General features: G+C 64.2%; 21 protein-coding genes and 1 tRNA gene. 9 read left to right on the forward strand and 13 right to left on the reverse strand.

The annotated features are described in order from the left end of the window. Positions 1-190: hypothetical protein (locus B3E94_RS23425; protein ID WP_286915416.1), on the forward strand; the 190-nt coding region annotated here is incomplete at its 5' end. 14 nt (positions 191-204) lie between these two features. Next, complete coding sequence (locus tag B3E94_RS23430; RefSeq protein ID WP_286915417.1) at positions 205-720, forward strand: DUF4880 domain-containing protein; 516 nt, start codon at positions 205-207, stop codon at positions 718-720. Between the two features lie 95 nt (positions 721-815). Here B3E94_RS23430 and B3E94_RS23435 read toward each other — a convergent pair whose 3' ends face one another. Continuing rightward, on the reverse strand, positions 816-1,841 hold the full coding sequence (locus B3E94_RS23435; protein WP_286915418.1) for a formylglycine-generating enzyme family protein: 1,026 nt from the start codon (positions 1,839-1,841) through the stop codon (positions 816-818). Continuing rightward, entirely contained in the window at positions 1,841-4,102 is a 2,262-nt protein-coding gene (locus B3E94_RS23440) for a hypothetical protein (RefSeq protein WP_286915419.1), read from the reverse strand. The genes B3E94_RS23435 and B3E94_RS23440 overlap by 1 nt, the downstream gene beginning before the upstream one ends. A gap of 359 nt (positions 4,103-4,461) precedes the next feature. Between B3E94_RS23440 and B3E94_RS23445 the strand changes: the two genes are divergently transcribed. Then, on the forward strand, positions 4,462-5,610 hold the full coding sequence (locus B3E94_RS23445; RefSeq protein ID WP_286915420.1) for a M14 family metallopeptidase: 1,149 nt from the start codon (positions 4,462-4,464) through the stop codon (positions 5,608-5,610). A 207-nt stretch (positions 5,611-5,817) separates the two neighbouring features. On the opposite strand, the gene B3E94_RS23450 is transcribed toward B3E94_RS23445, so the two are convergent. The 7 genes from B3E94_RS23450 to B3E94_RS23480 are packed head-to-tail and all read right to left on the reverse strand — an operon-like array spanning position 5,818 to position 12,150. Continuing rightward, positions 5,818-6,789: a Csu type fimbrial protein gene (locus B3E94_RS23450; protein WP_286915422.1), complete on the reverse strand. Its 972-nt coding sequence runs from the start codon at positions 6,787-6,789 to the stop codon at positions 5,818-5,820. Then, complete coding sequence (locus B3E94_RS23455) at positions 6,786-9,170, reverse strand: fimbria/pilus outer membrane usher protein (RefSeq protein ID WP_286915423.1); 2,385 nt, start codon at positions 9,168-9,170, stop codon at positions 6,786-6,788. The genes B3E94_RS23450 and B3E94_RS23455 overlap by 4 nt, the downstream gene beginning before the upstream one ends. Positions 9,171-9,185: 15 nt before the next feature. Further along, complete coding sequence (locus B3E94_RS23460) at positions 9,186-9,950, reverse strand: fimbrial biogenesis chaperone (protein WP_236235496.1); 765 nt, start codon at positions 9,948-9,950, stop codon at positions 9,186-9,188. Positions 9,951-9,989: 39 nt separating this feature from the next. Beyond that, entirely contained in the window at positions 9,990-10,493 is a 504-nt protein-coding gene (locus B3E94_RS23465; protein ID WP_176515633.1) for a Csu type fimbrial protein, read from the reverse strand. A gap of 9 nt (positions 10,494-10,502) precedes the next feature. Continuing rightward, a complete protein-coding gene (locus B3E94_RS23470; RefSeq protein ID WP_236235497.1) occupies positions 10,503-11,036 on the reverse strand; it encodes a Csu type fimbrial protein in 534 nt (177 codons plus the stop codon). A gap of 19 nt (positions 11,037-11,055) precedes the next feature. Then, a complete protein-coding gene (locus B3E94_RS23475; protein WP_176515629.1) occupies positions 11,056-11,592 on the reverse strand; it encodes a Csu type fimbrial protein in 537 nt (178 codons plus the stop codon). A 30-nt stretch (positions 11,593-11,622) separates the two neighbouring features. After that, on the reverse strand, positions 11,623-12,150 hold the full coding sequence (locus tag B3E94_RS23480) for a Csu type fimbrial protein (RefSeq protein ID WP_176515627.1): 528 nt from the start codon (positions 12,148-12,150) through the stop codon (positions 11,623-11,625). Between the two features lie 250 nt (positions 12,151-12,400). On the opposite strand from B3E94_RS23480, the gene B3E94_RS23485 reads away from it, so the two are divergent. From B3E94_RS23485 to B3E94_RS23495, 3 genes are read left to right on the forward strand one after another with little or no spacing between them, the layout of a single operon-like run. Continuing rightward, positions 12,401-14,671, forward strand: a complete 2,271-nt coding sequence (locus B3E94_RS23485) for an ATP-binding protein (protein WP_286915427.1) — start codon at positions 12,401-12,403, stop codon at positions 14,669-14,671. A gap of 15 nt (positions 14,672-14,686) precedes the next feature. Beyond that, the gene (locus B3E94_RS23490) at positions 14,687-15,148 is read left to right on the forward strand and encodes a response regulator (RefSeq protein ID WP_176515623.1); all 462 of its coding nucleotides are present in this window, start codon (positions 14,687-14,689) and stop codon (positions 15,146-15,148) included. A gap of 13 nt (positions 15,149-15,161) precedes the next feature. Further along, entirely contained in the window at positions 15,162-17,549 is a 2,388-nt protein-coding gene (locus B3E94_RS23495) for a response regulator (protein ID WP_286915437.1), read from the forward strand. 162 nt (positions 17,550-17,711) lie between these two features. On the opposite strand, the gene B3E94_RS23500 is transcribed toward B3E94_RS23495, so the two are convergent. Next, positions 17,712-17,786, reverse strand: a tRNA-Gln gene (locus B3E94_RS23500). Positions 17,787-18,057: 271 nt separating this feature from the next. Between B3E94_RS23500 and B3E94_RS23505 the strand changes: the two genes are divergently transcribed. Continuing rightward, positions 18,058-18,300, forward strand: coding sequence for a hypothetical protein (locus B3E94_RS23505; RefSeq protein WP_176515619.1), 243 nt, complete (start codon positions 18,058-18,060; stop codon positions 18,298-18,300). 102 nt (positions 18,301-18,402) lie between these two features. After that, on the forward strand, positions 18,403-19,473 hold the full coding sequence (zapE, locus tag B3E94_RS23510; RefSeq protein ID WP_286915428.1) for a cell division protein ZapE: 1,071 nt from the start codon (positions 18,403-18,405) through the stop codon (positions 19,471-19,473). Between the two features lie 85 nt (positions 19,474-19,558). On the opposite strand, the gene B3E94_RS23515 is transcribed toward zapE, so the two are convergent. Further along, positions 19,559-21,448 (reverse strand): propionyl-CoA synthetase, encoded by a 1,890-nt coding sequence (locus B3E94_RS23515; protein ID WP_286915429.1) that lies wholly within the window; start codon positions 21,446-21,448, stop codon positions 19,559-19,561. Positions 21,449-21,632: 184 nt separating this feature from the next. Here B3E94_RS23515 and B3E94_RS23520 point away from each other — a divergent pair, with 184 nt between their 5' ends. Further along, entirely contained in the window at positions 21,633-22,499 is an 867-nt protein-coding gene (locus B3E94_RS23520; protein ID WP_236237724.1) for a LysR family transcriptional regulator, read from the forward strand. Here the strand turns inward: B3E94_RS23520 and B3E94_RS23525 are convergent. Next, positions 22,473-23,630 carry an HPP family protein gene (locus tag B3E94_RS23525; RefSeq protein WP_286915430.1) on the reverse strand — a complete coding sequence of 386 codons (1,158 nt, stop codon included), beginning with the start codon at positions 23,628-23,630 and terminating at the stop codon, positions 22,473-22,475. The genes B3E94_RS23520 and B3E94_RS23525 overlap by 27 nt on opposite strands. Positions 23,631-23,859: 229 nt before the next feature. Then, a partial coding sequence (locus B3E94_RS23530; RefSeq protein ID WP_286915431.1) for an ATP-binding protein occupies positions 23,860-24,579 on the reverse strand: 720 nt, incomplete at its 5' end.

Raw genomic sequence — 24,579 nt, forward strand, 5'->3', positions numbered from 1 at the left:
CTTTTTGCCGGGTCTTTTTTTTTGGCTCTTCAGGCTAATGAAGATCGTTGATGGCCGCCATGATAGCAAAAGTGTGTCAGAGCGTGAACGCTCATTACAAAACTTTGCGGAATCAGCACTTGAGAATCAATCTCGTTTCGCCTACTCTGGTGGCGCGTCACGGATGATGCCCCCATCCCTACCCTCTTGAGCAAGGAGCTGTCCATGAGCCGTCTGCTGCTGCCCCTTGAGCACCCCACGCCCGCGGCCGAGCAGGCTGCCGACGATGCACTGCTGCATGGCCTCAAGCGCTTGCCCCGGCGCGTGCAGCAAGTGTTCCTGCTCAACCGCCTCGACAATCTCGACTTCGCCAGCATCGCCGCCCGCCTCGGCCTGCCCTTGCTGAGCATCGAGCGGCACATGAACCAAGCCTTGCAGACCACCCGCCCACACGGCGATGCGGTGGCCAGCGCCGCTGCGCAATGGTATGTGCGCCTGCAAAGCCCCGAAGCGACCTCCTGCGAACGCATCGATTTTCGCCGCTGGCTCGATGCCGAGCCGGCGCACCTGCAAGCCTTCCATGACACCGAACTGCGCTGGCGCAGCCTGCTCGCCCCTGCGCGCGAGCTGGGGCACGACGGCTGGTACCGGCAAGGGCGCGCGGCGATATCGTTGGGTGGCTGCTCGCTGGCCGTGGGCCTGGGCGTAGCGGCGGTGTTGCTGTTTGGTTACTGGGTTTGACATTGATGGTCGGCTGCTGTGAAAGATTTCAGGGCTAAAATCAAGACACGCCCTAGATGGAGTTCTTGATATTTCAGCCCTGCCAGCGCGACGCACTACTCAATGCGATCTGGGCTGTTCACAGCACAACGTACGGTCTTATCCAGAAGAAACGGCTCGGCTTCGTCTAGTATGGTAACCATTGCATCTGGATCGCTGTATCTACGTTGAACGTTCACGCCTCCCCCCCATAAAGGCTGAGCATGATCATTTCCCCGTAAAACTTTCGCATACTGATTATTCGTATGTTTATCTTTGTAGGTAGGCGCCTCAGGGCCCTGAGGATCTAATAGAGGAGAGTAATTGTAGTAATCCGGATCATACCAGTCCTTCACCCACTCGTACCCATCATCTGACATAGAGTACAACCCTAAGGGGTTAGGTGGATAATGATCTACCGGCAACGGTGTAATCATGCCCGTACTGAAGCCGTGCACATATGAAAATTCCGAACGATCATCAGAACTCGAAATATTTATACCCCTTACTCTGGTCTCACCCCGTGCGTCCAACTCCTCAACGGCCCTATAGGTGCCATCATCGGTTGAGACCATCAGGAATTTCCCACCACTTCTGGCCGCATACTCCCACTGCGCCTCTGTTGGCAGGGAATATGGAAGTTTGGCAACTTTAGCAAGCCAAGCACAATATTGTTCAGCCTCATACCAGTCGACGTGTGCCGGGGTATTGGAGAGAAAATTATAATCCCGCCAGAACCTGTAAGCTCCGACATCCGACCTTAACGTCAACCCATTGTATTTTAGATAAAACCTGTACGACTCGTTATCAACCTTGAATCTCTCAATAGAAAAACTTGTCAACTTTACCCTGTGTAACGGCTTGCTATCTTGATTGGCATCATAAGGCAACCCTTCGGACCCAAATCGTGCGCCGAAATCCCCCATCCAAAATTCGCCCCCCTCTACAAAAACCAGGTTACCCCGGGCTTTTGACACGAATTCATCCAACTCATGTGTCGCAAGACCTGACGATGGTACGTCGCTTTTTTCTGTAGACCGGCATGCAATAAATAGACTCACACCGAAGCAACCAAAAATTAACATCATCATAATAGCCTTCATCACACAGCACCCTCGCCATCAGCACCCAAAGCAAAACAACGCGTATAGAGAGGGTTGTCCAATCTATGAAGCGCATAGTAAATTGAGTGATTCATCGCCAGCGCATAACCTCGAGCAGGCCTTAGCTTTAACCGGGCTCTGATCGCGAGCAAATCGCGTCTTGCTTGATAAAGGTCCTCATCACGATTTGATCCGACCCGAAGGAAGTCCACCAGAAAACGTTGTTGCCGCTCAGAAACAATGCGCTCATTGTCATCCTCAGCTATACGCTCTCCATCCCGAGATATACGAACCAAAACCTTATGCCACTCATCGCGGGTCTGCACGCTTTTCAAAACGCATATAACAGCTTCTTTTCTATCGCCGTAAAAATCAACCCCGGTTTTGCCAGCAAAATTCCCTGAATCGAATATATCCCATTTATTATGACTGGTAAGCAAATAGAGGATTAGCCCTTTGGCTTCCGGCGTGTGCATCAACAACTCTTGCGGACGAGAAATAACATTTCTGGCAAGTTCATTCCTCACTTGAGACGCCTTCACCCCCACCCTATAATCGTCAACAATACCGCTTACAAGACTTTCCAGCTCAAATACAACCGCATCAAATCCTCCCTCCATCCTTCTGTATATATCCCCAGTCGCACTTGGGAGATCGAGCAACCGCTTCACGCAAAATAGCAAATACGCTTTGAAAGCCACGCGCGTAACCACAGCGAAATTTTTAAAATTCAACCAATACAACTGAGTGACTAACCAATTTCCGAATTCAACAATCGAATCAGCATCTACATAACCAACGAGCCTCCCTTTTGCACCAGTCCCCCAGCACAAACTCGCAGCAACATGAAAGCAAAATTTTCCATCAACATACGTACAGCTAAGCTTTTTTCCGGCCCCCACACCCACCAGCCCAGCAATACTGCTTGTAATCTTACAAAAGCTCACATATTGACCTGCCACATTCTTGAGGCCAGTAGAGGATTCAGGCGTAGCCGGCCCAACTGGCTTCACCCACTGCAAACTGCCTTCCAATCTACTCTCTAAAGAGGCGCCAACCAGAACCTCACCCGATAGATCGAGGCCCTTCTCCTGCTCCCCCATTTCATTAATAAACCCTGCACCTTTCTCACGCCTTGAAAAAAAAGACGGCATTTTTCCATCCGGCAGCCCCGCCAGTAGTTGCTGGTAATCCTTGAGTACGATCTGGCCCTGCCCTTCAATCAACACCGAAGCGCCGATATGCCCATACAGACCTGGCTTCAGCACAACGCGAAACATGCCCAGATCGTATGCCCGGCCCTGCAGGTCGGAAAACGACAACGACCATCCAAGCCGATCGGGAAGGAAGAGCGTCACATCTACCCTTCCAGAAGCTATCGTCAGCGAAGTTTCCCCTTCCCCCTTGATTCTTGCCGTGCCTTGATCGACGTCGAAATTACCCTGGGCTCCTGCATTGGCCGTAAAACGCATGAATTGCGCAGCAGCAGAGATATCCATACGCTCGGTACCCTTCCCGGACATTTGAAGGCTATCGTTCCATTTTTCTGCCCAGTCAAACAAAATGGCTTCGGTTCTCAATACATCGGAGTCGTAATGAGACCCGGCCAACTGCATGACCCTCATCGCTCTGCCGATCAAATCAAACCAATTCAAGGACGATAACTGCTGCGCAAGGAGTGACTTATCAATACCGAGCACCCCCACTTCGTCCTTGTTGTAAATACTTGGAAAAGCTCCAGTGCCTGACTTGTTTCCCAAGGGTATCGAGCACATATTGAGACTATTAGACTGGAAAAATTCTTTCTTTACATAGGCATACTTCACCAACCGAGAGCAGTTGGTATCGCCGTCCAAGGGTATAAGTTCGACCACATCATCGTATCGCATACCAGCTGACCTTATGCCTCCCAGTATTTCCAGGAGCGATTGGCGCGCTTGAGCTTGCGCGGCCTCGGCACTTCTTATCGCACCGCCCAGCCGATCACCCAGAAGCGGCGGCATTCCCTTAGGCCTGACCGCTTCGACATAATATTCGCTTGCCGCCTTAAAGTACGCGCCGCAGGCTTGATGGAACGCGTTCATTCTATACAACAAGTCGCGCCAGTGATTTTCAAAGCTGCCCGCATAGTCTGGCGCAATAAAAACCAGCTCCTCCGTTTCCGGCCTAAAATAGCAATGGGTAGCTCGCGCATAACACGTAATCACTGCGCCTTTTTTACTGATGACACCTTCAGCATCAGGTTGCCTCTCATCTTCCATACTTAGAACTCCATGACTATGGGTCGGATCGGACAAACACCGAAAGCCATGAGCATACCTGGAGAGAAACTTGATAGCTGTCGGACGCATCTGAAACTGCGACAGACAACTTAAACACTATGTCTAAGGAATCATTCTGACTGTAATGATTTCCAGCAGTGAACTGAGGCATTTGATTGAGTGGAAAATGAACCACCAAAACGTACTGCCAAAATATTCCATTCAACCGTGCAATCAACGCCTAAAGTAACATACCGTTACTTTTGGGCAGAATGGGTCAACCCGGCCAGGTCAGAATGAACCATTCTCGATCACCTCGGTGTACAGTACCCCCACAACAAATCCCAAGGAGCCCGCCAATGACCGTGACGCTGTCCCCCCTGCAGATCGACTGCGACTTCGACTCCGGCAACATCCAGGTCGTGGACGCCAGCAACCCGTCCAACGTGCACCTGGCCATTCGCCCGGACACCCACAGCGGCCACTTCCAGTGGTTCCACTTCAAGGTCAGCGGCCTGACTCCCGGCCAGGCCCACCGCTTCAGCCTGGGCAACGCCAGCGAGTCTTCCTACAAGAACGCCTGGGCCGGCTACAACGCCGTGGCTTCCTACGACCAGCACACCTGGTTCCGCGTACCCAGCCAGTTCGATGGCAAGGCCTTGTCGTTCGAGCTCAAGGCTGAGCACGAGCAGGCCTGGTTCGCCTACTTCGAACCTTACCCCCGCGCGCGCCACAACCAGCTGATCGAGCGGGCGCAGCAGATTCCGGGCGTCGAGCTGCTGGCCCACGGGCGCAGCGTGCAGGGCCGCGATATCCCGCTGCTGCGCGCCGGCAACGGCGCGGCGGGCAAGCGCAAGCTGTGGCTGATCGCCCAGCAGCACCCCGGCGAGCACATGGCCGAATGGTTCATGGAGGGGGTGATCGATCGGCTCCAAAGTAATGATGCGACGGTGCAGGCGCTGCTGGCCAAAGCCGACCTGTACCTGATCCCGAACATGAACCCCGATGGCGCCTTCCTCGGCCACCTGCGCACCAACTTCAAGGGCAAGGACCTCAACCGTGCCTGGCAGGACGCCAGTGTCGAGGCGACCCCGGAGGTGTTCTTCGCCCAGGCGCAGATGAAGCAGTACGGGGTGGATGCGTTCATCGATGTGCATGGCGATGAGGAAATCCCCCATGTGTTCACCGCCGCCTGCGAGGGCAACCCGGGGTACACGCCGCGCCTGGCCAAGCTGGAAGAGCAGTTTCGCAGCACCTTGTGCAGCGTTACGGCGGACTTCCAGACCCAACATGGCTACACCCGCGATGAGCCGGGGCAGGCCAACACGACGCTGGCGTGCAACGCGGTGGGCATGGCGCATGACTGCCTGTCGCTGACCCTGGAGATGCCGTTCAAGGACCATGACGATGCGCCCAACCCGGTTACCGGCTGGTCGGGGGAGCGGTCGAAGGCGTTGGCGGGGGCGGTGCTGCAGACCCTTTTGCAGATGGTCGACGATTTGCGTTGAGGCTACTGGCCCCATCGCCGGCAAGCCGGCTCCCACAGGACTGCACGATTGGTTGGCAGGGACCTGTGGGAGCGGGCTTGCCCCGCGAACCAGGGCGAAGCCCTGGCCATGTGTTGCCCAGGCCGGCCCTTTCGCGGGACAAGCCCGCTCCCACAAAAGCCCGCTCCTACAAAAGCCCGCTCTTACAGAGCTGTACTTCACAGGCGCTCAGAACTGCACATCCAGCACCACCGTGTCGGTATAGCTCGCCGCCGGCGGCGTGGCCTGGTCGGTATAGACCTTGGCGTTGTAGTTGAACACCTGGCTGCCGGTGCCGGTGCCCAACCCCGGGTTCACATCGGCATCGCTGCTGGCCCGCCGCGCCGTGCTCACCGAGCCCCAGCGCGTGGTGCCGGCGCTCTTGAAGATGTCGTAGGCCAGGTAATTGCTGGCACTGGACTTCATCCTGCGGCGCCCGCCCGACACATTCTGCCCATCATCCAGCCCCACCGTGTAGGCACTGCCCTTGGTGCACGACAGGCTCACGCTCTGGTTCACGGTACCGAACCCGGCCACCACCGGCGCGCTGCCGAAACTGATGTTGGGCGTGGTGATCTGGCAGTCGTTGCTCACCGTCAGGCTGACGTTGAGGGTCTGGTTGCCGGAGCCGATATCACGCCCCAGGCAGACGTTGCCGATGCCAATCCCCGAACAGTAATTCCAGCTCCAGGCGACTGTCAGCGCTTCCCGGTACACGCCCGCCGCCACATTGCTGCCGACCTGGGTGCGCAGATACAGCGGCACGGTCTTGGGCGTGGAGCTGCCCAGTAGGCCGAGCAGGTCGATGATGCCATTGCGCGCCAGGTCGAACTGCACGTTGCGGGCGATCGGGTAGTTGGTGCTGTTGTCGGCGTACAGGGTGTAGCCGATGACATCGCCCGTCGGCCCCACCAGGCCACCCGTGCTGGAGCTGATGGTGAGCCAGACATGGTCGGAGGACGTGAGCAGGCTCAGCAGCGAGCCGGTGCATTGCAACCCCGCATTGGTGGTGGAAGCGTTTTGTACGGTGGTGCGAACTGCAGTCGAGTTGACGGTACCCAACGCGATCGGGCTGGTCGTCACAACCGAGCATGCCGCCCAGGCAGAACCTGCCGACAGCAGCACAAGGCCGCCCAGCACAGATCGCACAAGCCTGTTCATCGGCACTCCAGCGGGCCGATCAAGGGAATCGAGCCCTGCCCCGGCGGCAAATCAAACTCGACCTGGCACTGCCCGCCCCCTTCGATCGCGACCAGCAGGCTGTTATGCGCCGACAGGTTCTCCAGGTACACCAGGCCATCCCAGCCCACCACGGCCTGGCTACCGCTTTGCTGGTGGGTCACCTTGCTGCCCAGCTTCAGCGGCTGGCGGCTGCCGTCCACCAGTTCGATGCTGGCCGCCAGCACGCGCTTGAGCGGGAACTCCAGCAGGTAACCGCTGCCACGGCGCACGGCCACGCGCTGCTCCACCTCGGGGGCCAGCACATCGGGCGGCAGGTCCATCGGGTCGATCTCGTACTTGCCGCGGTAGTAGCCGCTGCTGTAGGGCACCAGCAGATGCCCGCGCTTGTCAGTGCGGCCGATTTCCTGGTTCTCGTAACGCACCGGCACATCGGCGTAGCCGTCGGTACTCACCACCACGAAGGCATCGTCGATGCGGTTGGCGGCGAACACGCCGGCGTCCATCCACACCAGCGAGCCGCTGGCATCGGCCCAACGGGTCATCTCGCCGCTGCTGCCGTATACCCCGGCCTGCAGCTGCACCGACTGCAGGCGCCAGGTGACGTCGGCCTGGCGGTAGTCGGCGCGGTGGCTGCCGGTGGCATAGCCGAGGTTGTAGCCCACGCCGGTGCCCACCGGCACCGCGCGGCTGTAGTTGACCCGCTGCAGGTCTTCGCCATCCTTGCTGCGCTCCAGCCCCACCGCCAGGGTGCCGTTGAAGTCGAACGGGATCACCAGTTGCGCCTGCACCGCCCACTGGCTGTCGCCGACCTCACGGTTGGCCGACAGGTAGACGCTGCTGTTGCCCCACAGCGGCTTGCTCCAGCTCAGGTTGACCAGCCGGGTGCGCGTGCCGTCACCGGCGCGCACGTCGAAATAGCCGGCCCCGAGGCTGCCGTACTGGTCGAGGTTCAGGCTCAGGGTGACCTGCTCGCTGCGCTGGCTCAGCTGCATCTCGGGGGTGTCGACACGGCTGAGGTCGGCATACTCGCCATGGCGCTGCAGGCGCTGGTAGCTGAAGCCGATGCGCTGGCTGTTGTACTGGTAGCCCAGGGCAACCTGGTGGCCCTTGTCACCGTCGAACTGGCTCTGCGCCAATGCCGCGTTGAGCACGCCGAAATTGCCCAGGCGCATGTTGCCGCCCAGGCCGCCGAGCAACAGCGATTCGGCGCTTTCGAGATGGCTTTCCAGGGTGAAGAAATCGCTGATGCCATGGCGCAGGCTGGCCGAGGCGACGCCGGGCCCGTAGCTGAAGTCCTCCACCGCATAGTCGCGGCGCAGGCTGCCGGCGGCCACCGAGAAGTCCGACAGGCCCTTTTGCAGCAGGCTGCTGGTGACATAGAACGGCAAGGTGGTGGACACCTGGCGGCCGAGGGCATCGGTGGTCACCACCACCGCTTCGCCGGCGCCGTTGATGAACGGCACGTTGGTCAGGGTGTAGGGCCCAGGTTGCAGCTCGGTGGTGCTGGACTTGTAGCCGTTGATGAACAGGTCCAGCGAGGTCGGCACCGCCGCTTCGCCGGCGAACGCGGGCAGCGGGTAGGTGACCAGGTCCGGGCGCGCGGCAAAATCGCGCGACAGCTGCAGGCCACCGACGCGCACCGAACTGGTCCAGGGCAAGGCACCGGTGACGAAGTCGCCGGCTTCATAGGTCAGCAGGCGCTGTTCGTCGGTGAAACGCCAGGTGGTGTCGTAACGCAGGAAGCCCTGGCGGCTGTCATCACCCGGCGCGCCGTTGAACGACTGGCGCCACTGGCCGGTGCTGGCGAAGGTGCCCCAGCTGTCGAACAGCCGCAGCTCGTTCCAGGCCGCCAGGTAGGTGCCGCCGTCGTCGGTGTCGTTGAGGTACAGGTCATAGTTGAACAAGGCCCCGAAGCTGCTGCGTGCCTCGCTGGGCGGATACAGGTTGCGATCGCCCACTTGCTGGTCCGGCAGCCAGGCCGGGGGCACCTGCAGCAGCAGGCGCTGGTTGGGGCTGTCGTAGTCGCTGTGCAGGCCCGCCACGCTATCGAGCGCGACTTCACCCTGGGTGTCGCCCGGCAGCTTGATCCCGGCGGCGCGCAGCACCTCGCTGCCCAGGTACAGGCGCCCGGCCCGTTGTTGCACGGGCACCAGTTCAGCCTTAGGCATCTGGTTCACCAGCAGGTCCAGGTACAGCGTGGCGTCGGCCACCGCAGCGGCCTCGGTGGGCGGCGGCGGCAGGTCGTCGGCCAGCGCCAGGCCCGGGCCGAACAGGGCCAGGCCAAGGCAACACCGGGTGGCCCGAGACCACCATTTCACGCACGGATTCCGACCATTGCTGGGTCCTCCCTGGGCCCTCATTGGGTAACCGGCTCATCACTCCTGGCGGATCGCTTCGGCCACGTCCTGGCCGTTGACCCTCCCCTTGAGCCCTGCCGCTGCCACCGGCGCCGGCCAGCGCATGCTGGCGCCGGGCAGCACATAGCCGAGCAGCCCTTCGGCCAATGGCCGGGCCTGGCCACCCTGCTGCACCACCACGTCGGTCAGGCGGGCGTGCACCGGGCCGGTGTTGCGCAACTCGACATAAGGCTTGCCCTGCACCGTCACCGGGCGCCAGCTCAACTGCGGCTTGCCCACGCCACTGGCGCTGCGCTTGCCCTCCGGGTCCGGCTTGCCCCACAGGCCCTCGCCATACACGAACAGCGGCACCGAGTAGCGCATCTGTAGGCGGATGGCCGCGCTGGCACCCTGGCTATTGGTATCGGCCGGCAGCGGCGAGGGGATTTCATCGATGATGATGCGGTAGGCCTGCTCCTGGCCGGCGGGCGAGCTGCCGGTGCGGGTCAGGCGGATGAGCTGCTTCTGCCCGGGGGCGATGTTGGCCACCGGCGGGCTGCCGATGATCTCGCGCTGGGCCTGGAACTGCTCCTGGTAATCGCCCTGGCGCCAGGCGAACACCCGCACCTGCAGGCTGGCCGGCGCACTGCCGCGGTTTTCCAGCCACAAGGCACCGGCCTTCTGGTCAGCTTCCAGCACCGGGTCGATGGGCCAGATCAGCACCGAGGTGGCCGCCCCCGCGGGCACGCTCGCCAACAGCAACAACCCGATCAACCCCTGCGCCCACTTCGCGCCTGCCCGCATGCCGCTCTCCTTGGTTGCTTGTCTGGGGTGGCGGTGCCATCACCAGCTCACCGTCACTTGCACTACGTCGGTATAGGTCCCGGCCGGCAGGGTGCCGGTCAGTTGCGTGCGGCCATAGACCGGCAGCTTGATCGCCGTCGGGTCGCTGTAGCTCACCACCACGCTCTGGCCAATGCCCAGGGCCTGGCTGAAGGCCGCATCGCGAAAAAGCTGGTAGGCCAGCACTTGCGTGCCGCCGCTGCGCTTGAGGTAACGCGTGTTGCTGGCGCTGTTCTGGCCCCCGTCCAGGCTCATGCTCAGGCTCACCCCGGGGGTGCACTGGAAGGTCACCGTGGTGCCGCCCAGGGCCGTGCTCAGGGCCGAGGTGGCCAGCGCCGACTGGGTGCCGAAGTCGAGCACGCCATAGCTGGTCACGCCGCCGCCCACCAGGCAGCCGGCGACAACCTGCGCGCTCACCTGGAAGCTGCTGGTGGTCGCCGCGTCCAGCGGCGTCGCCAGCGCCAGGCCCAGCCCCGTCAGGCAGCCACCCAACCAGGCGTTCATGGCCGCGGCTCAGAACGACAGCTCGACAGCCACCGTGTCGGTGTACACCCCCGCCGGCAGGCCGGCCTTGCCGCGGGCCTGGCCGTACAGGTTGACGGTCTGCGCCACGCCGGTACTGGTCGGCAGGGTGATGGTGCCGTCGATGGCCAGCAGTTGGGAGTGCCCGGCGTCGGTGTAGAAGTCATACGGCACGAAGTTGCCGGCACCGTCGGCAAGCGCCCGGGTGCCACCGGGCGACTGGCCATCGTGGGTGCCCGCGCGCACGCGGATCGCCGGCACCGTGCCAGCAGAGCAGAGGATGCTCATGGCCCCGCCGCCACCGCCCAGCACCTGGCCGTTGGCGGTGGTGAACAGGGCGTCCTGGGTGCCGAAGTTGAGGGCACCGAAGTTCAGCCCCGAGGTGCCGCCGCTGCCATTGACCTGGCAGGCGGAGATCAGCGTCAGGGTGGAACTGATGGTGCCGGTCACCGTGGCGGCTTGCGCGTGGGCGGCCATGGCCAGGCCAAGGCCGGCGAGGATGCAATGGGTCAGGTTCGTTCGCATCGGGGTCTCCTTGCGGTTGTTACCAGTCCAGGGTCACTCTCAAGGTGTCGCGGTACAGCCCGGCAGGCAGCGCGCGCGGTTGCGCCACCACTACGCCGTAGATCGGGATCGGAATCTGCTCGCTGCTGCTGATGGTGAAGGCTCGGGCCTGGCCGATGCCGTAGCGGCTGTTGCCGCCGGGGTCCACAGCCAACTGATAAGGGATGGTTTCGCGCCCGTTGCTCAGGCGCCGCACGCCATCGCTGCCGTTCATGCCGCCGTTGATGCGCACATTGAAGGCCCTGACCTGGGGCGTGCAGCTGATCTGCAGGCTGCCCTCGCCGCCGGCTTCGTCGACCCGGCTGCGCAATGGCCGGTCCCAGTTCGGGCCGCGGTCACCAAAATCCATCAAGCCGGGGTTGCCCAGGGTGGCCGGCGGCTGGTCGCCGCTGTTGATCTGGCAGGCGGCGCTGATCACCAGGCGGGCCTGGATGAAGCCGGTGGTGGTGCCATGCACGGTGCCGGCCGGCAACAGCAGCGGGCCCAGGCTGAGCAACAGCAGTGAGGTGCGGTTCATGGCGTGACGTCCTTGTGCATGGCGGCCTCGCTACCAGGTGACCGTGACTTTGAGCAGGTCGGCGTACTGCCCGGCGCGGGGCACCCAGGCCAGTTTGTCGATCCGTGCATAAAGCGGCAGCTCGACCGTGCCGCTGTCCGGCACCCGCGCCGCGTGGGCTTCGCCGACCACCACCGGGTCGCGCCAGGCCGGGTCGCGGTAGAGGCGATAGGGAATCGGCCGGGCCTTGGCATCGTCGCTGGCCAGGAAGCGCAATTCGCCGACGCCGCCGTGCTGGCCACCGTCGATGCGTACCTGGTACGGCGTGTCGGGGTTGCATTCCAGGCGCGGCGGGCGGCGGTTGAGCAGCACGCCGCTGAGCGGGGCGTCAGGGCCATCCAGGCGCGCCGCCAGCCCCAGGTCGATCTGCCCCAGGGCCTGCGCACCGGCGTCGCGCTGCTGGCCGACCAGCATGCAGCCACGCTGCACCTGTACGCGCACCTCCACGAGAAAGTCCGTCGCCCCCGCCAGGCCACTCAACGAAAGGCCCAACAGCGCGGCCAGAAAGCGTTCCGTCACGGCGTGTTCCTTGCTCTTTTCTTCTGCATTTGAGCGTAGCAGCCACGGGAAAAACCCTTACTGGCTGGGTGCCATTCTTTGGTGCTAGCGATAAAGAATGAACGGCAACGAACATTTTTCCGTTCGGCAGCGAACCCCTGCCCTTCCTGCGCCTCCAATGGCCATGGGCCGGCAGAGCGGCGCACATTCTGGTACGGTGCAGCTCGGGCCGCCGGCCAGTATCAATCGCATGCGCCAGGCATGGACGAACATGACAGGAGCGTATTCATTGAGCACCGCAGACAAGCTACTTGCCCAAGCCGTGGAACGCTGCGCCCAGGAACCCATCCAGGTACCGGGCAGCATCCAGCCACAGGGCTTCATGCTGGTGCTGGACGAACCGGGCTTGCGCATCCTCCAGGCCAGCGAAAACGCCGAGCGCTGGCTGGGCGTGGCGGCGCAGGAGCTGATCGGCTGCAGCTTCGCCCAGGTGGTCAGCGCCAGCTTCGACCTGCGCGCGCAGTTGCAGCGCCTGCCCGTCGAACAGGTATTCCCCTTTCACCTGGGCGATGTGCGCCTGCGCCCCGACGCCCCGTTCAGCGACAAGCTGCGCCTGCTGGCCCACCGCCACGACCAGGTGCTGATCGTCGAGTTCGAACCCCTGAGCCTGCCCGCCGAGCTCGCCGACCACGGCGACTACTACCCGCTGGTGCGCGAGTTCGTCGGCAACCTGAACGGCGCTGGCGACCTGCAGGCGCTGTTGCAACAGACCGTGCAGCAACTCAAGCGCATCACCGGCTTTGGCCGGGTCAAGGCCTACCGCTTCGATGCCGAGGGCAACGGCCAGGTGCTGGCCGAGGTCGCCGACGACGGCTACCCGTGCTACCTGGGCCTGTGCTTCCCGGCCTCCGACATCCCGCGCCAGGCCCGCGAGCTGTACCGGGTCAACCGCATCCGGGTGATCGAGGACGCTAACTACCAGGCCTCGCCGCTGCTGCCTGCGCTCAACCCGCGCACCGGCAAGCCGCTGGACATGAGCTTCGCCGCCTTGCGCAGCGTGTCGCCGGTGCACCTGCAGTACATGCGCAACATGGGTACCCTGGCCTCGATGTCGCTGTCGATCGTGGTCGATGGCCAGCTCTGGGGCCTGGTGTCGTGCCACCACGCGCAACCGCGCGCGGTCGACCTGCGCACCCGCACCGCCTGCGAGCTGCTGGCCAGCGTGCTGTCGCTGCAGATCGAATCGCGCGAATCCCACGCCAATACCCGCCAGCTGCTCGACCTGCGCCAGCACATCGTGCGGATGATTTCCGCCATGGCCGACCACGACAGTGTCAGCGACGGCCTGCGCGCCCTGCCCCAGGTGCTGCTGGACTTTGCCGGCGCCAGCGGCGCCGCGGTGATCTCCGCCGAGCGCTGCGACCTGTTCGGCCTGACGCCGCCCGCCGCCCAGGTCAATGCGCTGGTCGACTGGCTGGCCCGGCGCGGCGGTGAAACGGTGTTCCACAGCGACAACGTGCGCCGCGACATCGACGAGCTGCCCGAACTGGCCGCACATGCCGGCGGCGTGCTGGCGGTGGCGATCTCGCAGATCCACTCGCACTACCTGCTGTGGTTCCGCCCCGAGCAGGTGCGCACGGTGCACTGGGCCGGGCGGCCCGACAAGCAAATCGGCCCGCAGGGCGCGCTCAACCCGCGGCACAGCTTCGAGCACTGGCAGGAACAGGTCGGCGGCTACTGCCAGGCGTGGGACCCGCTGATCATCGAAGGCGTGCAGGAACTGCGCAGCGCCGTGCTCGGCATCGTCTTGCGCAAGGCCGAGGAGCTGGCGCAGCTGACCAACGAGCTGCGCCACTCGAACAAGGAGCTGGAGGCGTTTTCCTATAGTGTGTCCCACGACCTGCGCGCGCCGCTGCGGCACATTGCCGGCTACACCGAGCTGCTCAGCGAGATCGAAGGCCAGGGCATGAGCGAACGCGGCCGGCGCTTCCTTGCGCACATCGAGGAAGCCGCCCGTTTCGCCGGCAGCCTGGTGGACAACCTGCTGAACTTCTCGCAGATGGGCCGCTCGGCCCTGCGCCTGTCGGATGTCGACCTCAATGCCCTGGTCGACGCCATTCGCCAGGACCTGGCGCCAGACTACGCAGGCCGCGAGGTGGTCTGGGCCATCGAGGCGCTGCCCAAGGTGCACGGCGACCCGGCGTTCATCAACCTGGCCCTGCACAACCTGATCGCCAATGCCCTGAAGTACACCCGCGAGCGCACCCCGGCGCGCATCGAGATTGGTGCGCGCGAGCACAAGGGCGAAATCGAGGTCTATATTCGCGATAATGGCGTGGGCTTCGACATGGCCTACGCCAACAAACTGTTCGGCGTATTCCAGCGCCTGCACCGCATGGAAGACTTCGAAGGCACCGGGATCGGCCTTGCCAGCGTGCGCCGGATCATCGAGCGCCACGACGGCCGGGTCTGGGCCGAAGGCCAGGTCGGCCAGGGCGCGTGTTTCCATTTCACCCTTCCCCGTCATCCCGAAACAAACTGAGGCACCCGTACCATCATGCTCAAGCCCATCCTGCTGGTAGAAGACAACCCCCGGGACCTGGAACTCACGCTCCTGGCCCTGGAGCGCAGCCAGTTGGCCAACGAAGTCATCGTCCTGCGTGACGGTGCCGAAGCGCTCGACTACCTGCTGCGCCGCAACAGCTATGCCGACCGCGACGACGGCAACCCCGCCGTGCTCCTGCTGGACCTGAAACTGCCCAAGGTCGACGGCCTTGAAGTGCTCAGGGAAGTGCGCGCCACCGCCGAGCTGCGCAGCATCCCCACGGTGATGCTGACCTCCTCGCGCGAGGAGCCGGACCTGGAGCGCGCCTACGAACTGGGCGTCAATGCCTACGTGGTCAAGCCCGTGGAGTTCAAGGAGTTCGTCGCCGCCATCTCCGACCTCGGGGTGTTCTGGGCGGTGCTCAACGAACCACCACCCGGATCCCTGCGCCTGAACCGGCGTGGCAGCAACTGAGGCCATTGCGAAGATGCTGCCAACGCCGCTGAAGCTATTGATGGTCGAAGACAGTTCGATGGACGCCGAACTGACCCTGCTGAGCCTGGAGCGCAGCGGGTTGCAGATCCGCTCGCGGCTGGTGTTCGACCACCAGGCCGCCGAGCATGCCCTGCTCGAAAGCCGCTACGACCTGATCCTCTGCGACTGCGTGCTGCCAGGCTCGTCCGGCACCGATGTACTGGCCATCGCCCAGCGCCTGGCCCCGGACACGCCGTTCATCTTCCTTTCCGGCATCTACGGCGAAGAGCACGCGGTGGAGATGATCCGCCTGGGTGCCACCGACTACGTGCTGAAGAAAAACCTGCCGCTGCTGCCCAAGGCCGTGCGCCGCGCCCTGACCGAGGTGCAGGAGCGCCAGCGGCGGCGGCGCGCCGAAGAGGCGCTGGCCGATGTCGAGGCGCGTGCGCGCATCGCCATCGATGCCGCCGGCATGGGCACCTGGGACCTGCGCCCGCAGGAAAACCTGCTGATCTGGGACGACCGCTGCAAGACCCTGTTCGGCCTGCCGGTGGACACCGAGATGACCCTGGCGGTGTTCTACGCCGGCATCTACCCGGACGACCTGGCGCGGGTGCGCAATGCCGTCGAGCAGGCCATGCGCCCGGACAGCGACGGCCTGTACCGCGTCGAGTTTCGCATCGCCCAGCCGCGGGGCCTGGAGCCGCGCTGGTTGCTCAGCAGCGGCCAGTGCCAGTTCGTCGATGGCCAGTGCACGCGGTTTTCCGGCGTGCTGCAGGACATCCACACCCAGCGCCTGGCGACCCAGGCGCTCAAGCAGCTCAACGAGATGCTCGGCGAGCGGGTCGAGCGCCGCACCCGTGAGCGCGACCGCGCCTGGGAGCTGTCGCAGGACTTGCTCGCGGTGCTCAACAAGGACCTCACCCCGGTCGCCCTCAACCCGGCCTGGGAAGCCAGCCTGGGCTTCTCGCGCGAGCGCCTGAGCCAGGCTTCGCTGTTGCAGCTGCTGCCCGAACCCGACCAGGAATCGCTGTTGGCCGAACTGGCCGCGCTCGCCCACGGCCGCACCAGCGCCCGCTTCGTCGGCCGCATCCGCCATGCCAGCGGCCAGCTGCGCTGGCTGTCGTGGGTGGTGGTGCCGGAAGACACCTTGCTTTATGTGGTGGCCCGCGACATCACCAGCGAGCGGGAAACCGCCCTGGGCCTGGCCGAGGCCAACGACCGCCTGCGCGAGCAGATTACCGAGCGCGAGCGCATCGAGGCCGCCCTGCAGCAGATGCAGCGCCTGGAAGCGGTAGGCCAGCTCACTGCAGGCGTGGCCCATGACTTCAACAACCTGCTGACGGTGATCCTCACCGGCTCCAGCTTCCTTGAACGCGACCTGGCCAAGGGCGATGTGGCCAAGGCCCGCTCGCGCCTCACCCATATCCGCGAAGCCGGCGAGCGCGGCGCCAAACTGACCTCGCAACTGCTCGCCTTCTCCCGGCGCCAGCGCCTGGAACCGGTGCCGCTGAACCTCAACCGCACCTTGGGCGGGCTTGAAGAGCTGCTGCGCCGCACCCTGGGCGGCAACATTTCCGTGCGCCTGGACCTGGACCACAGCCTGTGGCAGGCGCTGACCGACCCGACCCAGACGGAAATGATCATCCTCAACCTGGCGATCAACGCCCGCGATGCCATGCCCGAGGGCGGCCAGCTCACCCTGTCGACCCGCAACACACGGATCAAGGCCCGCGCGCAGCGCCCGGAAGACCCCGAGCCTGGCGAGTACGTGATGCTGAGCATCCGCGACACCGGCTGTGGCATGAGCGAGGACGTGCTGGCCAAGGTGTTCGAACCGTTCTTCACCACCAAGGACATCGGCAAGGGCTCGGGCCTGGGCCTGGCCCAGGTGTTCGGTTTCGCCAAGCAGTCCGGTGGCGGCGTGCGCATCGACACCGAGCCAGGCCATGGCACCCAGGTGGCGGTGTACCTGCCGGCGGTGAAGGGCCAGGAGGCCTGCGAGCCGGTTGCCCCGGTGCTGGACCAGGCCAATGTCGACAGTGGCCGCGACCGCACGGTGCTGCTGGTGGACGACGACCACCTGGTGCGCGACCTGCTCGGCGATGTGCTGCGCCAGTATGGCTACCAGGTGCGCCAGGCCCACAACGGCGAACAGGCGCTGGCCTTGCTCGATGAAGGCATCGACCTGTTGCTCACCGACTTCGCCATGCCCGAGTTCAACGGCGCGCAGCTGGCCGTGGCCGCGCGCGAACGGCACCCGCGCTTGCCGGTGGTGTTTCTTACCGGCTATGCCGAGTTGCAGGGGCTGGACCTGCCGGGCAGCCTGGTGCTGCAGAAACCGGTGCAGGCCGAGGAGCTGGCGCGGGTGCTGGATGAGCTGCTGCGGGTCAACCGGTAGGCTGCACTGCCCCCCATCGCCGGCAAGCCGGCTCCCACAAAGCAGCGGTGCAACCTCTGTGGGAGCCGGCTTGCCGGCGATGAGGCCAGCCCAAACGCCAGAAACGCGAAAACCCAGCGCCGACGTCATCTGCACTGAGTAAGAAACAAGTATTGAGAAAAATGGCAGGGGCGGCTGGATTCGAACCAACGCATGGCAGGATCAAAACCTGCTGCCTTACCGCTTGGCGACGCCCCTGTATCGGATGCAGCTGATGCTGCTCTGACATTTCCAACTAGGTGACAACTGGGTTGTTGTCTTGGAATGCGCGGCACTTTAACAACATTCTTTTAACCTGTGAACCCCCTGACGTAAAAAAAATGCTTTAAAACAGCAAGTTAGTGTTCGCCTGCCGATTTCTCGGCATCCCGGCCAACCATCCGTCGTTTTTCCGCTGCCTTGCGCCAACACAATCGCATTCCACCTTTCCAATCAGGTAAGCGAACTGCAATTACCAAGGAAGCCCCCGATGCCTGTTTCCCACGACCTGTACCAGGACTTGCACTACCCTCGCGAGATCGTCCAGCAACGCCGCCAGCAGGACCAGGCCCTCGACCGCCTGCTCGACGAATACATGGACATCGACAACCAGGTGCTGGCTGCCGAATCCATCTCCGCAGGCAACTTCCAGGACGACGACCTGCGCCAGCTCAAGGAACGTCGCCTGACCGTCAAGTACATGATCGAGCGCCAACTGGAGCGCAAGGCCTGACCTATCGCGCCAGGCGATCAATCCGCGGCGTTTTTCCATTGGTCAAATCCGCCCGCCTCGGGCAAGCTGCGGCCTGCCCGCCATTGCCCGAGGAGCTGCGTCTTGCCCGCCTGGATTCCTACCCCATTGCGCCAACTCGGCCAGCGCCTGCGCAGTGCGCCGCACGCCCAGGGCGAACTGCTCGGCTGGTTCGAAGACAAGGCGCACAGCCGCGGCTACGTACTCAGCGAAGGCCAGCGCCGGGTCATCCAGTGCATGGCCGAGCAGCTGGCGGCCTTGCCGGACGGCCAGCCACGCAGCCTTTATCTGTACGGTTCGGTAGGCCGCGGCAAGAGCTGGCTGCTCGATGGCTTTTTCCAGGCCGTGCCGGTCGAAGCCAAGCAGCGCCTTCACTTTCATGACTTCTTTGCCCGCCTGCACCAGGGCATGCACCGCCACCGGCTGCTGGATGACGCGCTGGGGGCGACCCTCGACGAGCTGCTGGGCGACTGCCAGGTGCTGTGTTTCGATGAATTCCACGTGCATGACATTGGCGATGCCATGCTGCTCACGCGGCTGTTCAATGCCCTGTTCGAGCGTGGCGTGTTGCTGCTGGTGACCTCCAACTACGCACCCGAGGGGCTGCTGCCCAACCCGCTGTATCACGAGCGCTTCCTGCCGGTGATCCGCCTGATCAATGGCCGCATGCAGGTGCTGGAGGTGGCGGGCGATACCGATTTTCGCAGCTTGCCGGCCAACCGCGAGCACCAGCGTTTTACCCGCGGGCACTATGTATGGCCTGGCGATGCAGCGCAGCGCCTGGCGTTGAATGTGCCGGTTGGGCCGCCGGTGATGCTCGAGGTGAACAAGCGCCCCTTGCGCGCCCTGGCCGTGGATGGCCGGCGGGCGCTGTTCGCCTTTGACGACTTGTGCGAGAAGGCCACGGCGGTGATCGATTACCTGGTGCTGGCGGGGCAGTACGAGGAGTGGATCATCGAGGGGCTGGATGACCTGTCCGAATGCACGCTGGCGGCGCAGCAGCGTTTCGTCAACCTGGTGGATGTGCTGTATGACCAGGACCGGCACGTGACGGTGATCGGCCGGCGGCCGCTCGAGGACAGCCTGGGTGGGCCGCTGGCCGACCTGATGCGTACCCGCAGCCGGCTGGGGCAGTTGCATCGGGTCGGGCCTTAGCGCCCCATCGCCGGCAAGCCGGCTCCCACAGGGGGCACCACAGGCTCAATGTAGGAGCCGGCTTGCCGGCGATGAAGCCAAAGCCTCACCCTGCCCTGGGCAAATCCGCCAGCACCCCCTCGATCTCCCCCAGCACCGCCGGATCATCCAGCGTCGACGGCGGCACATAGGCCTGCCCGTCGGCAATCTTGCGCAGCACTGCACGCAGGATCTTCCCCGACCGGGTCTTGGGCAAGCGCTTGACCAGGCGCACCCGGTTGAAACACGCCAGCGGCCCGATCTCCTCGCGCACGCTGCCCACCAGCTCCACCAGCAACTGCGCCTCGGCGATGCCCTCGCCATCCTTGAGCACCACCAGCGCCAGCGGCACCTGCCCCTTGATCTCGTCGTGCACGCCAATCACCGCGCACTCGGCCACCGCCGGGTGGCGCGCCACCAGGTCCTCCATCTCGCCGGTGGACAGGCGATGGCCGGACACGTTAATCACGTCATCGGTACGCCCCATGATGTAAACGAAACCCTCGTCATCCAGGTAGCCGCCATCGCCGGTGTGGTAGTAGCCCGGGTAGGTGTGCAGATACGCCTGCAGGTAACGTTCGTGATCGCCCCACAGGGTCTGGCTGCAGCCTGGCGGCAGCGGCAGCGCGATGACGATGGCGCCCTGGTGGTTCGGGCCGAGCAGGTGGCCGTCGTCGTCCAGCACCTGCACGTGGTAGCCCGGCACCGCGCGGTTGCTCGAGCCCGGGCGCGCCGCACTGCCTTCCAGGCCCACGCACGGTGCGGTGACCGGCCAGCCGGTCTCGGTCTGCCACCAGTGGTCGTGCACCGGCTTGCCGCTGACCCGCTGCAGCCATTCATGGGTGCTGGAGTCGAGCTTCTCCCCAGCCAGGAACAGTTGGCGCAGCGAGCTCAGGTCGTGCCTGCGGATCAGCTCGCCGTCCGGGTCTTCCTTGCGGATCGCACGCATCGCGGTAGGCGCGCAGAACAAGGCATTGACCCGGTACTGCTCGACCACCCGCCAATAGGCCGAGGCATCCGGGGTGCGAATCGGCTTGCCCTCATAGAACACCGTGGTGCAGCCACTCATCAGCGGCCCGTAGACGATCAGCGAATGGCCCACCACCCAGCCGACATCGGAAATGCCCCACCACACATCGCCCGCCTGCATGCCATAGATGTGGCGCATGGCGTAACGCAGGGCGACCGCATTGCCGCCGTTTTCGCGCACGATGCCCTTGGGTTTGCCGGTGGTGCCGGAGGTGTACATGATGTACAGCGGGTCACCGGCCTCCAGCTCAACAGGGGCGACCGGCTGGGCATCCACCAGCGCTTCAGCCCAGTCCAGGTCACGCCCGGCCTGCAGCGTGGCACGGGCCTGGGGCCGCTGCAGCACCAGCACATGGCGGGGCTGGTGGCGGGCCAGTTGCAGGGCGCGGTCGACCAGCGGCTTGTACTCGATCACCCGCTCGAACTCCAGGCCACAGGACGCCGTGAGCAGCAGCGTCGGCCGCGCATCGTCGATACGCAGGGCCAGCTCGTTGGCGGCAAAGCCGCCGAACACCACCGAATGCACCGCGCCGATCCGCGCGCAGGCCAGCATGGCCATGGCTGCCTGGGGCACCATGGGCATGTAGATGATCACCCCATCGCCCTTGCCCACCCCAAGCTCACGCAGCAGGCCGGCCAGGCGCGCCACCTGGTCATGCAGTTGCTGGTAGGTGAACGACTGCTGCAGGCCGGTGACGGGCGAGTCGTAGATCAGCGCCGTCTGCTCGCCACGGCCTTGCTCGATCTGGTGGTCGAGGGCCAGGTAGCAGCTGTTCAGGCGCCCGTCGGCGAACCAGCGATGGGTGCCATCGGGGTTTTCCTGCAGGGCCAGGGAAGGTTTGCGGTACCAGGCCAGTTGGTCGGCCTGTTCGGCCCAGAAGCTGGCTGGGTCGGCGATGGAATGGTCGTAGCTGTGCTGGTAGCTCATGGTGACGAAAACCCGGTACTTGTTGTTATTGAAGGGCGAACCTTGAGTATGGCCCGCCACGCCGGGCCCGCCATGGGACTAAAGTCACAACCCATATGCAGATTTGCAGCGCCGGCAACGGCGCCCGCCCCACAACGGTGCAAAGGCTCTAGAATAGGCAACCTTCTTTTTCACCGAGCACAGCATGGACATCGATCAGGCCCGTACCTTTCTGGAAGTCGTGCGCTGCGGCAGCCTGGTCGCCGCCGCCGAACGCCTGTTCGTGTCGCAGACCGCCATCACCGCCCGGGTGCAGCGGCTGGAGCAGCAGCTGGGTTGCCAGCTGTTCGTGCGCAGCCGCAGTGGCGCCAGCTTGACCAGCGACGGCGAGGCCTTCGTCAGTTATGCCAACCAACTGGTGCAGACCTGGGAAGCGGCCCGCCGCGACCTGCCCTTGCCCCAGGGCTGCCAGCAGCTGCTGCACGTGGGTGCCGAGGTGAGCCTGGGCAACCCGATGCTGCTGGACTGGGTCAGCGCCCTGCACCGCGAACTGCCCAGCCATGCCATCCGCAGCGAGGTGAGCGACGGCGAGTCGTTGCTGCGCAAGGTGGAGATGGGCCTGCTGGATGCCGCGCTGGTGTACCAGCCGACCTACGGCCCGGGCCTGCAGGTGGAGCAGCTGATGGAGGAGAAATTGATCCGCGTGCGCCGGGTCGATCGGCCCGAGCCGTACATCTACATCGACTGGGGCGAAGCCTTCCGCCGCCAGCACGACGCCGCCCTGCCCGACTGCGCCCGGCCGGCGCTGAGCTTCAACCTCGGGCCGCTGGCCCTGCAATTTATTCTCGACCAGGGCGGCAGTGGCTATTTCCGTACCCGCGTGGTGCAGGCCTACCTGGATAACGGGGTGTTCGAGCGGGTACCGCAGGCGCCGGAATTCACTTACCCCACCTACCTGGTGTACCCGCGCGAGCGCGACAGCCAAGCCCTGCAGCAGGCCTTTGCCGTGCTGCGCCGGCTGGTGGAGGCCGGCGCCAGCGACTGGTCACAACGCTGGGACCCGGTGATCTGAAACAGCGCCGCCAGCGCTGAGCAACTGGCGCTTGAGGCCGGCGATCAGGTCGGTCTGGGTAATCACCCCCACCAGCTGGTCGCCATCGAGCACCGGCAGGCAATGCAGGCCCTGCTCGCACAACAGCGGCAACAGGCGCTCCAGCGGGTGCGCGCTGCCGACGCTGACCACCCGCCGGCTCATCACCTGCTCCATGCGCACCGCCTTGCGGCCGAACAGGCCGCGCCAGCTGAAGCGCCCCCGCTGCATGGCCGGGCCGACCAGATCGCTGAGGCTGACGATACCCACCAGCTTGCCCTGCTCAAGCACCGGCAAGGTCTTGAGGTGATGGCTGGCGAGCATGGCCCAGGCCTGCTCCAGGGTGGTGTCGGGGCTGGCGAACTGCACATCGCGCGACATCACCGAGGCGGCGGTGATGCCGCCGAGGCTGCGCTGCAGGGCGTGCTGTTCGGTGGCCAGGATGATGCGCTCGAGTTCGTCGCGGGTGACGTCGACGAATTCGCCGAGCTCTTCCAGGGCCTGGTCCAGGTCCGCGCCACGGATGCCGACCCGCTCGCTGGGCAAGGGGTCGTGGGTGTGGTGCAGGTCTTTGCGCGGCGCCGCGCCCTTGGGGTAGCGCACGCCGGTCAGGCGGTTGTAGAGCACCGCCACCGCCACCAGGATCAGCGCATTGAGCATCACCGGTTCGAGCAGGTGGTCGCCCAGGGCCGTAAGCCCCGAGTCGGCCAGCACCGCACTCACCGCCACGCCGCCACCTGGCGGGTGCAGGCAGCGCAATAGGCACATCACCAGCAGCGAAAGGCCCAGGGCCGCGGCAGCCACCCACAGCTCGGCGCCGAAGACCTCGCGCAGGGCCAGGCCCACCACCGCCGCTAGGGCATAGCTGCCGAGCACCGGCCAGGGCTGGGCCAGTGGGCCGGAATGCACGGCGAACACCAGCACCGCCGAGGCGGCCAGCGGGCCGAGCAGGTGCAAAGCGATGCTCGGGCCGTAGGCAAGGCTGGTCAGCCAGCCGGCCAGGAACAGGCCGAGCAGTGCGCCGATCGCGGCACGCAGCCATTGTTTGGGGGGGATGTTGAGGGGCGCAGGCAACAGCCGCTGCAGACGACTTTCGGGACGCGAGGCAGGCATTTGGAGGATCGTGTCGGTTTTCTTTGATTAAAAAGAAAGCCCAGCCGGGGTGGCCTGGGCCCTAGGGGGCTCCGTCCGTGGAGAGATGGAAACCGCAGGGTTTCGTGGGGGGATTGTGCCGGGTGGCGGTGGGGTTGGGCCAATTCAAAAAAATGCGCCTGTACTGCAATTTTTTTGCAGTGCTGATATGGCCCTATCGCCGGCAAGCCGGCGATAGGGCCAACACCAATCAACACCCCTTGCGCGGCAATTCGATGCTCACCCGCAACCCGCCCAAAGGGCTCCCCAGCAAGGCCAGCGACCCACCCCAGGCATCGACGATATCGCGCACGATCCCCAACCCCAACCCATGCCCATCGACCTGCTCATCCAACCGCGACCCACGCTCCAGCACCTGCAGCCGCTGGCCTTCAGGAATGCCCGGGCCATCATCGTCGACCCACACCTGGTAACCGTTGCCAGCAGGCGCAATGCCCAGGCGCACCTCGCTGTCCGCCCACTTGCAGGCGTTGTCCAGCAAGTTGCCGAGCAGCTCCAGCACATCCTCGCGGTCCCACGGCAGCACCAGCCCCGGCGGCACATCCCGCTCCAGCAGCAGCCCTTCGCCATGGATCATGCCCAAGGTGGCGAGCAGCCCCGGCAACTCAGCGTCACAGTCGAACTGCGCCCCCGGCAAGGCGTCGCCGGCCAGGCGCGCGCGGTTCAGCTCACGCGCCAGGCGCTGCTGGATCTGCTCGAGCTGCTCGCGCAATTGCGCGCGCACTTCCGGCAAGCCGTTCAGGCGCTCGCTGGAAGCCAGGCTCAGCAGCACCGCCAGCGGCGTCTTCAGCGCATGGCCAAGGTTGCCCAGGGCATTGCGCGAGCGGCGCAGGCTGTCTTCGGTGTGGCTGAGCAGGTGGTTGATCTGCCCCACCAGCGGCGCCAGCTCGCTGGGCACCTCGGCATCGAG

This window comes from Pseudomonas sp. UBA6315, assembly GCF_002438125.1.
In the GTDB taxonomy this organism is placed as follows: Bacteria; Pseudomonadota; Gammaproteobacteria; order Pseudomonadales; family Pseudomonadaceae; genus Aquipseudomonas; species Aquipseudomonas faucium.

Excerpts from the sequence above, each read along its gene's own strand:
- B3E94_RS23430 (WP_286915417.1), top strand. The coding sequence starts at position 205 with ATGAGCCGTCTGCTGCTGCCCCTTGAGCACCCCACGCCCGCGGCCGAG.
- B3E94_RS23435 (WP_286915418.1), bottom strand. The coding sequence starts at position 1,841 with ATGAAGGCTATTATGATGATGTTAATTTTTGGTTGCTTCGGTGTGAGT.
- B3E94_RS23440 (WP_286915419.1), bottom strand. The coding sequence starts at position 4,102 with ATGGAAGATGAGAGGCAACCTGATGCTGAAGGTGTCATCAGTAAAAAA.
- B3E94_RS23445 (WP_286915420.1), top strand. The coding sequence starts at position 4,462 with ATGACCGTGACGCTGTCCCCCCTGCAGATCGACTGCGACTTCGACTCC.
- B3E94_RS23450 (WP_286915422.1), bottom strand. The coding sequence starts at position 6,789 with ATGAACAGGCTTGTGCGATCTGTGCTGGGCGGCCTTGTGCTGCTGTCG.
- B3E94_RS23455 (WP_286915423.1), bottom strand. The coding sequence starts at position 9,170 with ATGAGGGCCCAGGGAGGACCCAGCAATGGTCGGAATCCGTGCGTGAAA.
- B3E94_RS23460 (WP_236235496.1), bottom strand. The coding sequence starts at position 9,950 with ATGCGGGCAGGCGCGAAGTGGGCGCAGGGGTTGATCGGGTTGTTGCTG.
- B3E94_RS23465 (WP_176515633.1), bottom strand. The coding sequence starts at position 10,493 with ATGAACGCCTGGTTGGGTGGCTGCCTGACGGGGCTGGGCCTGGCGCTG.
- B3E94_RS23470 (WP_236235497.1), bottom strand. The coding sequence starts at position 11,036 with ATGCGAACGAACCTGACCCATTGCATCCTCGCCGGCCTTGGCCTGGCC.
- B3E94_RS23475 (WP_176515629.1), bottom strand. The coding sequence starts at position 11,592 with ATGAACCGCACCTCACTGCTGTTGCTCAGCCTGGGCCCGCTGCTGTTG.
- B3E94_RS23485 (WP_286915427.1), top strand. The coding sequence starts at position 12,401 with ATGACAGGAGCGTATTCATTGAGCACCGCAGACAAGCTACTTGCCCAA.
- B3E94_RS23490 (WP_176515623.1), top strand. The coding sequence starts at position 14,687 with ATGCTCAAGCCCATCCTGCTGGTAGAAGACAACCCCCGGGACCTGGAA.
- B3E94_RS23495 (WP_286915437.1), top strand. The coding sequence starts at position 15,162 with ATGCTGCCAACGCCGCTGAAGCTATTGATGGTCGAAGACAGTTCGATG.
- B3E94_RS23505 (WP_176515619.1), top strand. The coding sequence starts at position 18,058 with ATGCCTGTTTCCCACGACCTGTACCAGGACTTGCACTACCCTCGCGAG.
- B3E94_RS23515 (WP_286915429.1), bottom strand. The coding sequence starts at position 21,448 with ATGAGCTACCAGCACAGCTACGACCATTCCATCGCCGACCCAGCCAGC.
- B3E94_RS23520 (WP_236237724.1), top strand. The coding sequence starts at position 21,633 with ATGGACATCGATCAGGCCCGTACCTTTCTGGAAGTCGTGCGCTGCGGC.
- B3E94_RS23525 (WP_286915430.1), bottom strand. The coding sequence starts at position 23,630 with ATGCCTGCCTCGCGTCCCGAAAGTCGTCTGCAGCGGCTGTTGCCTGCG.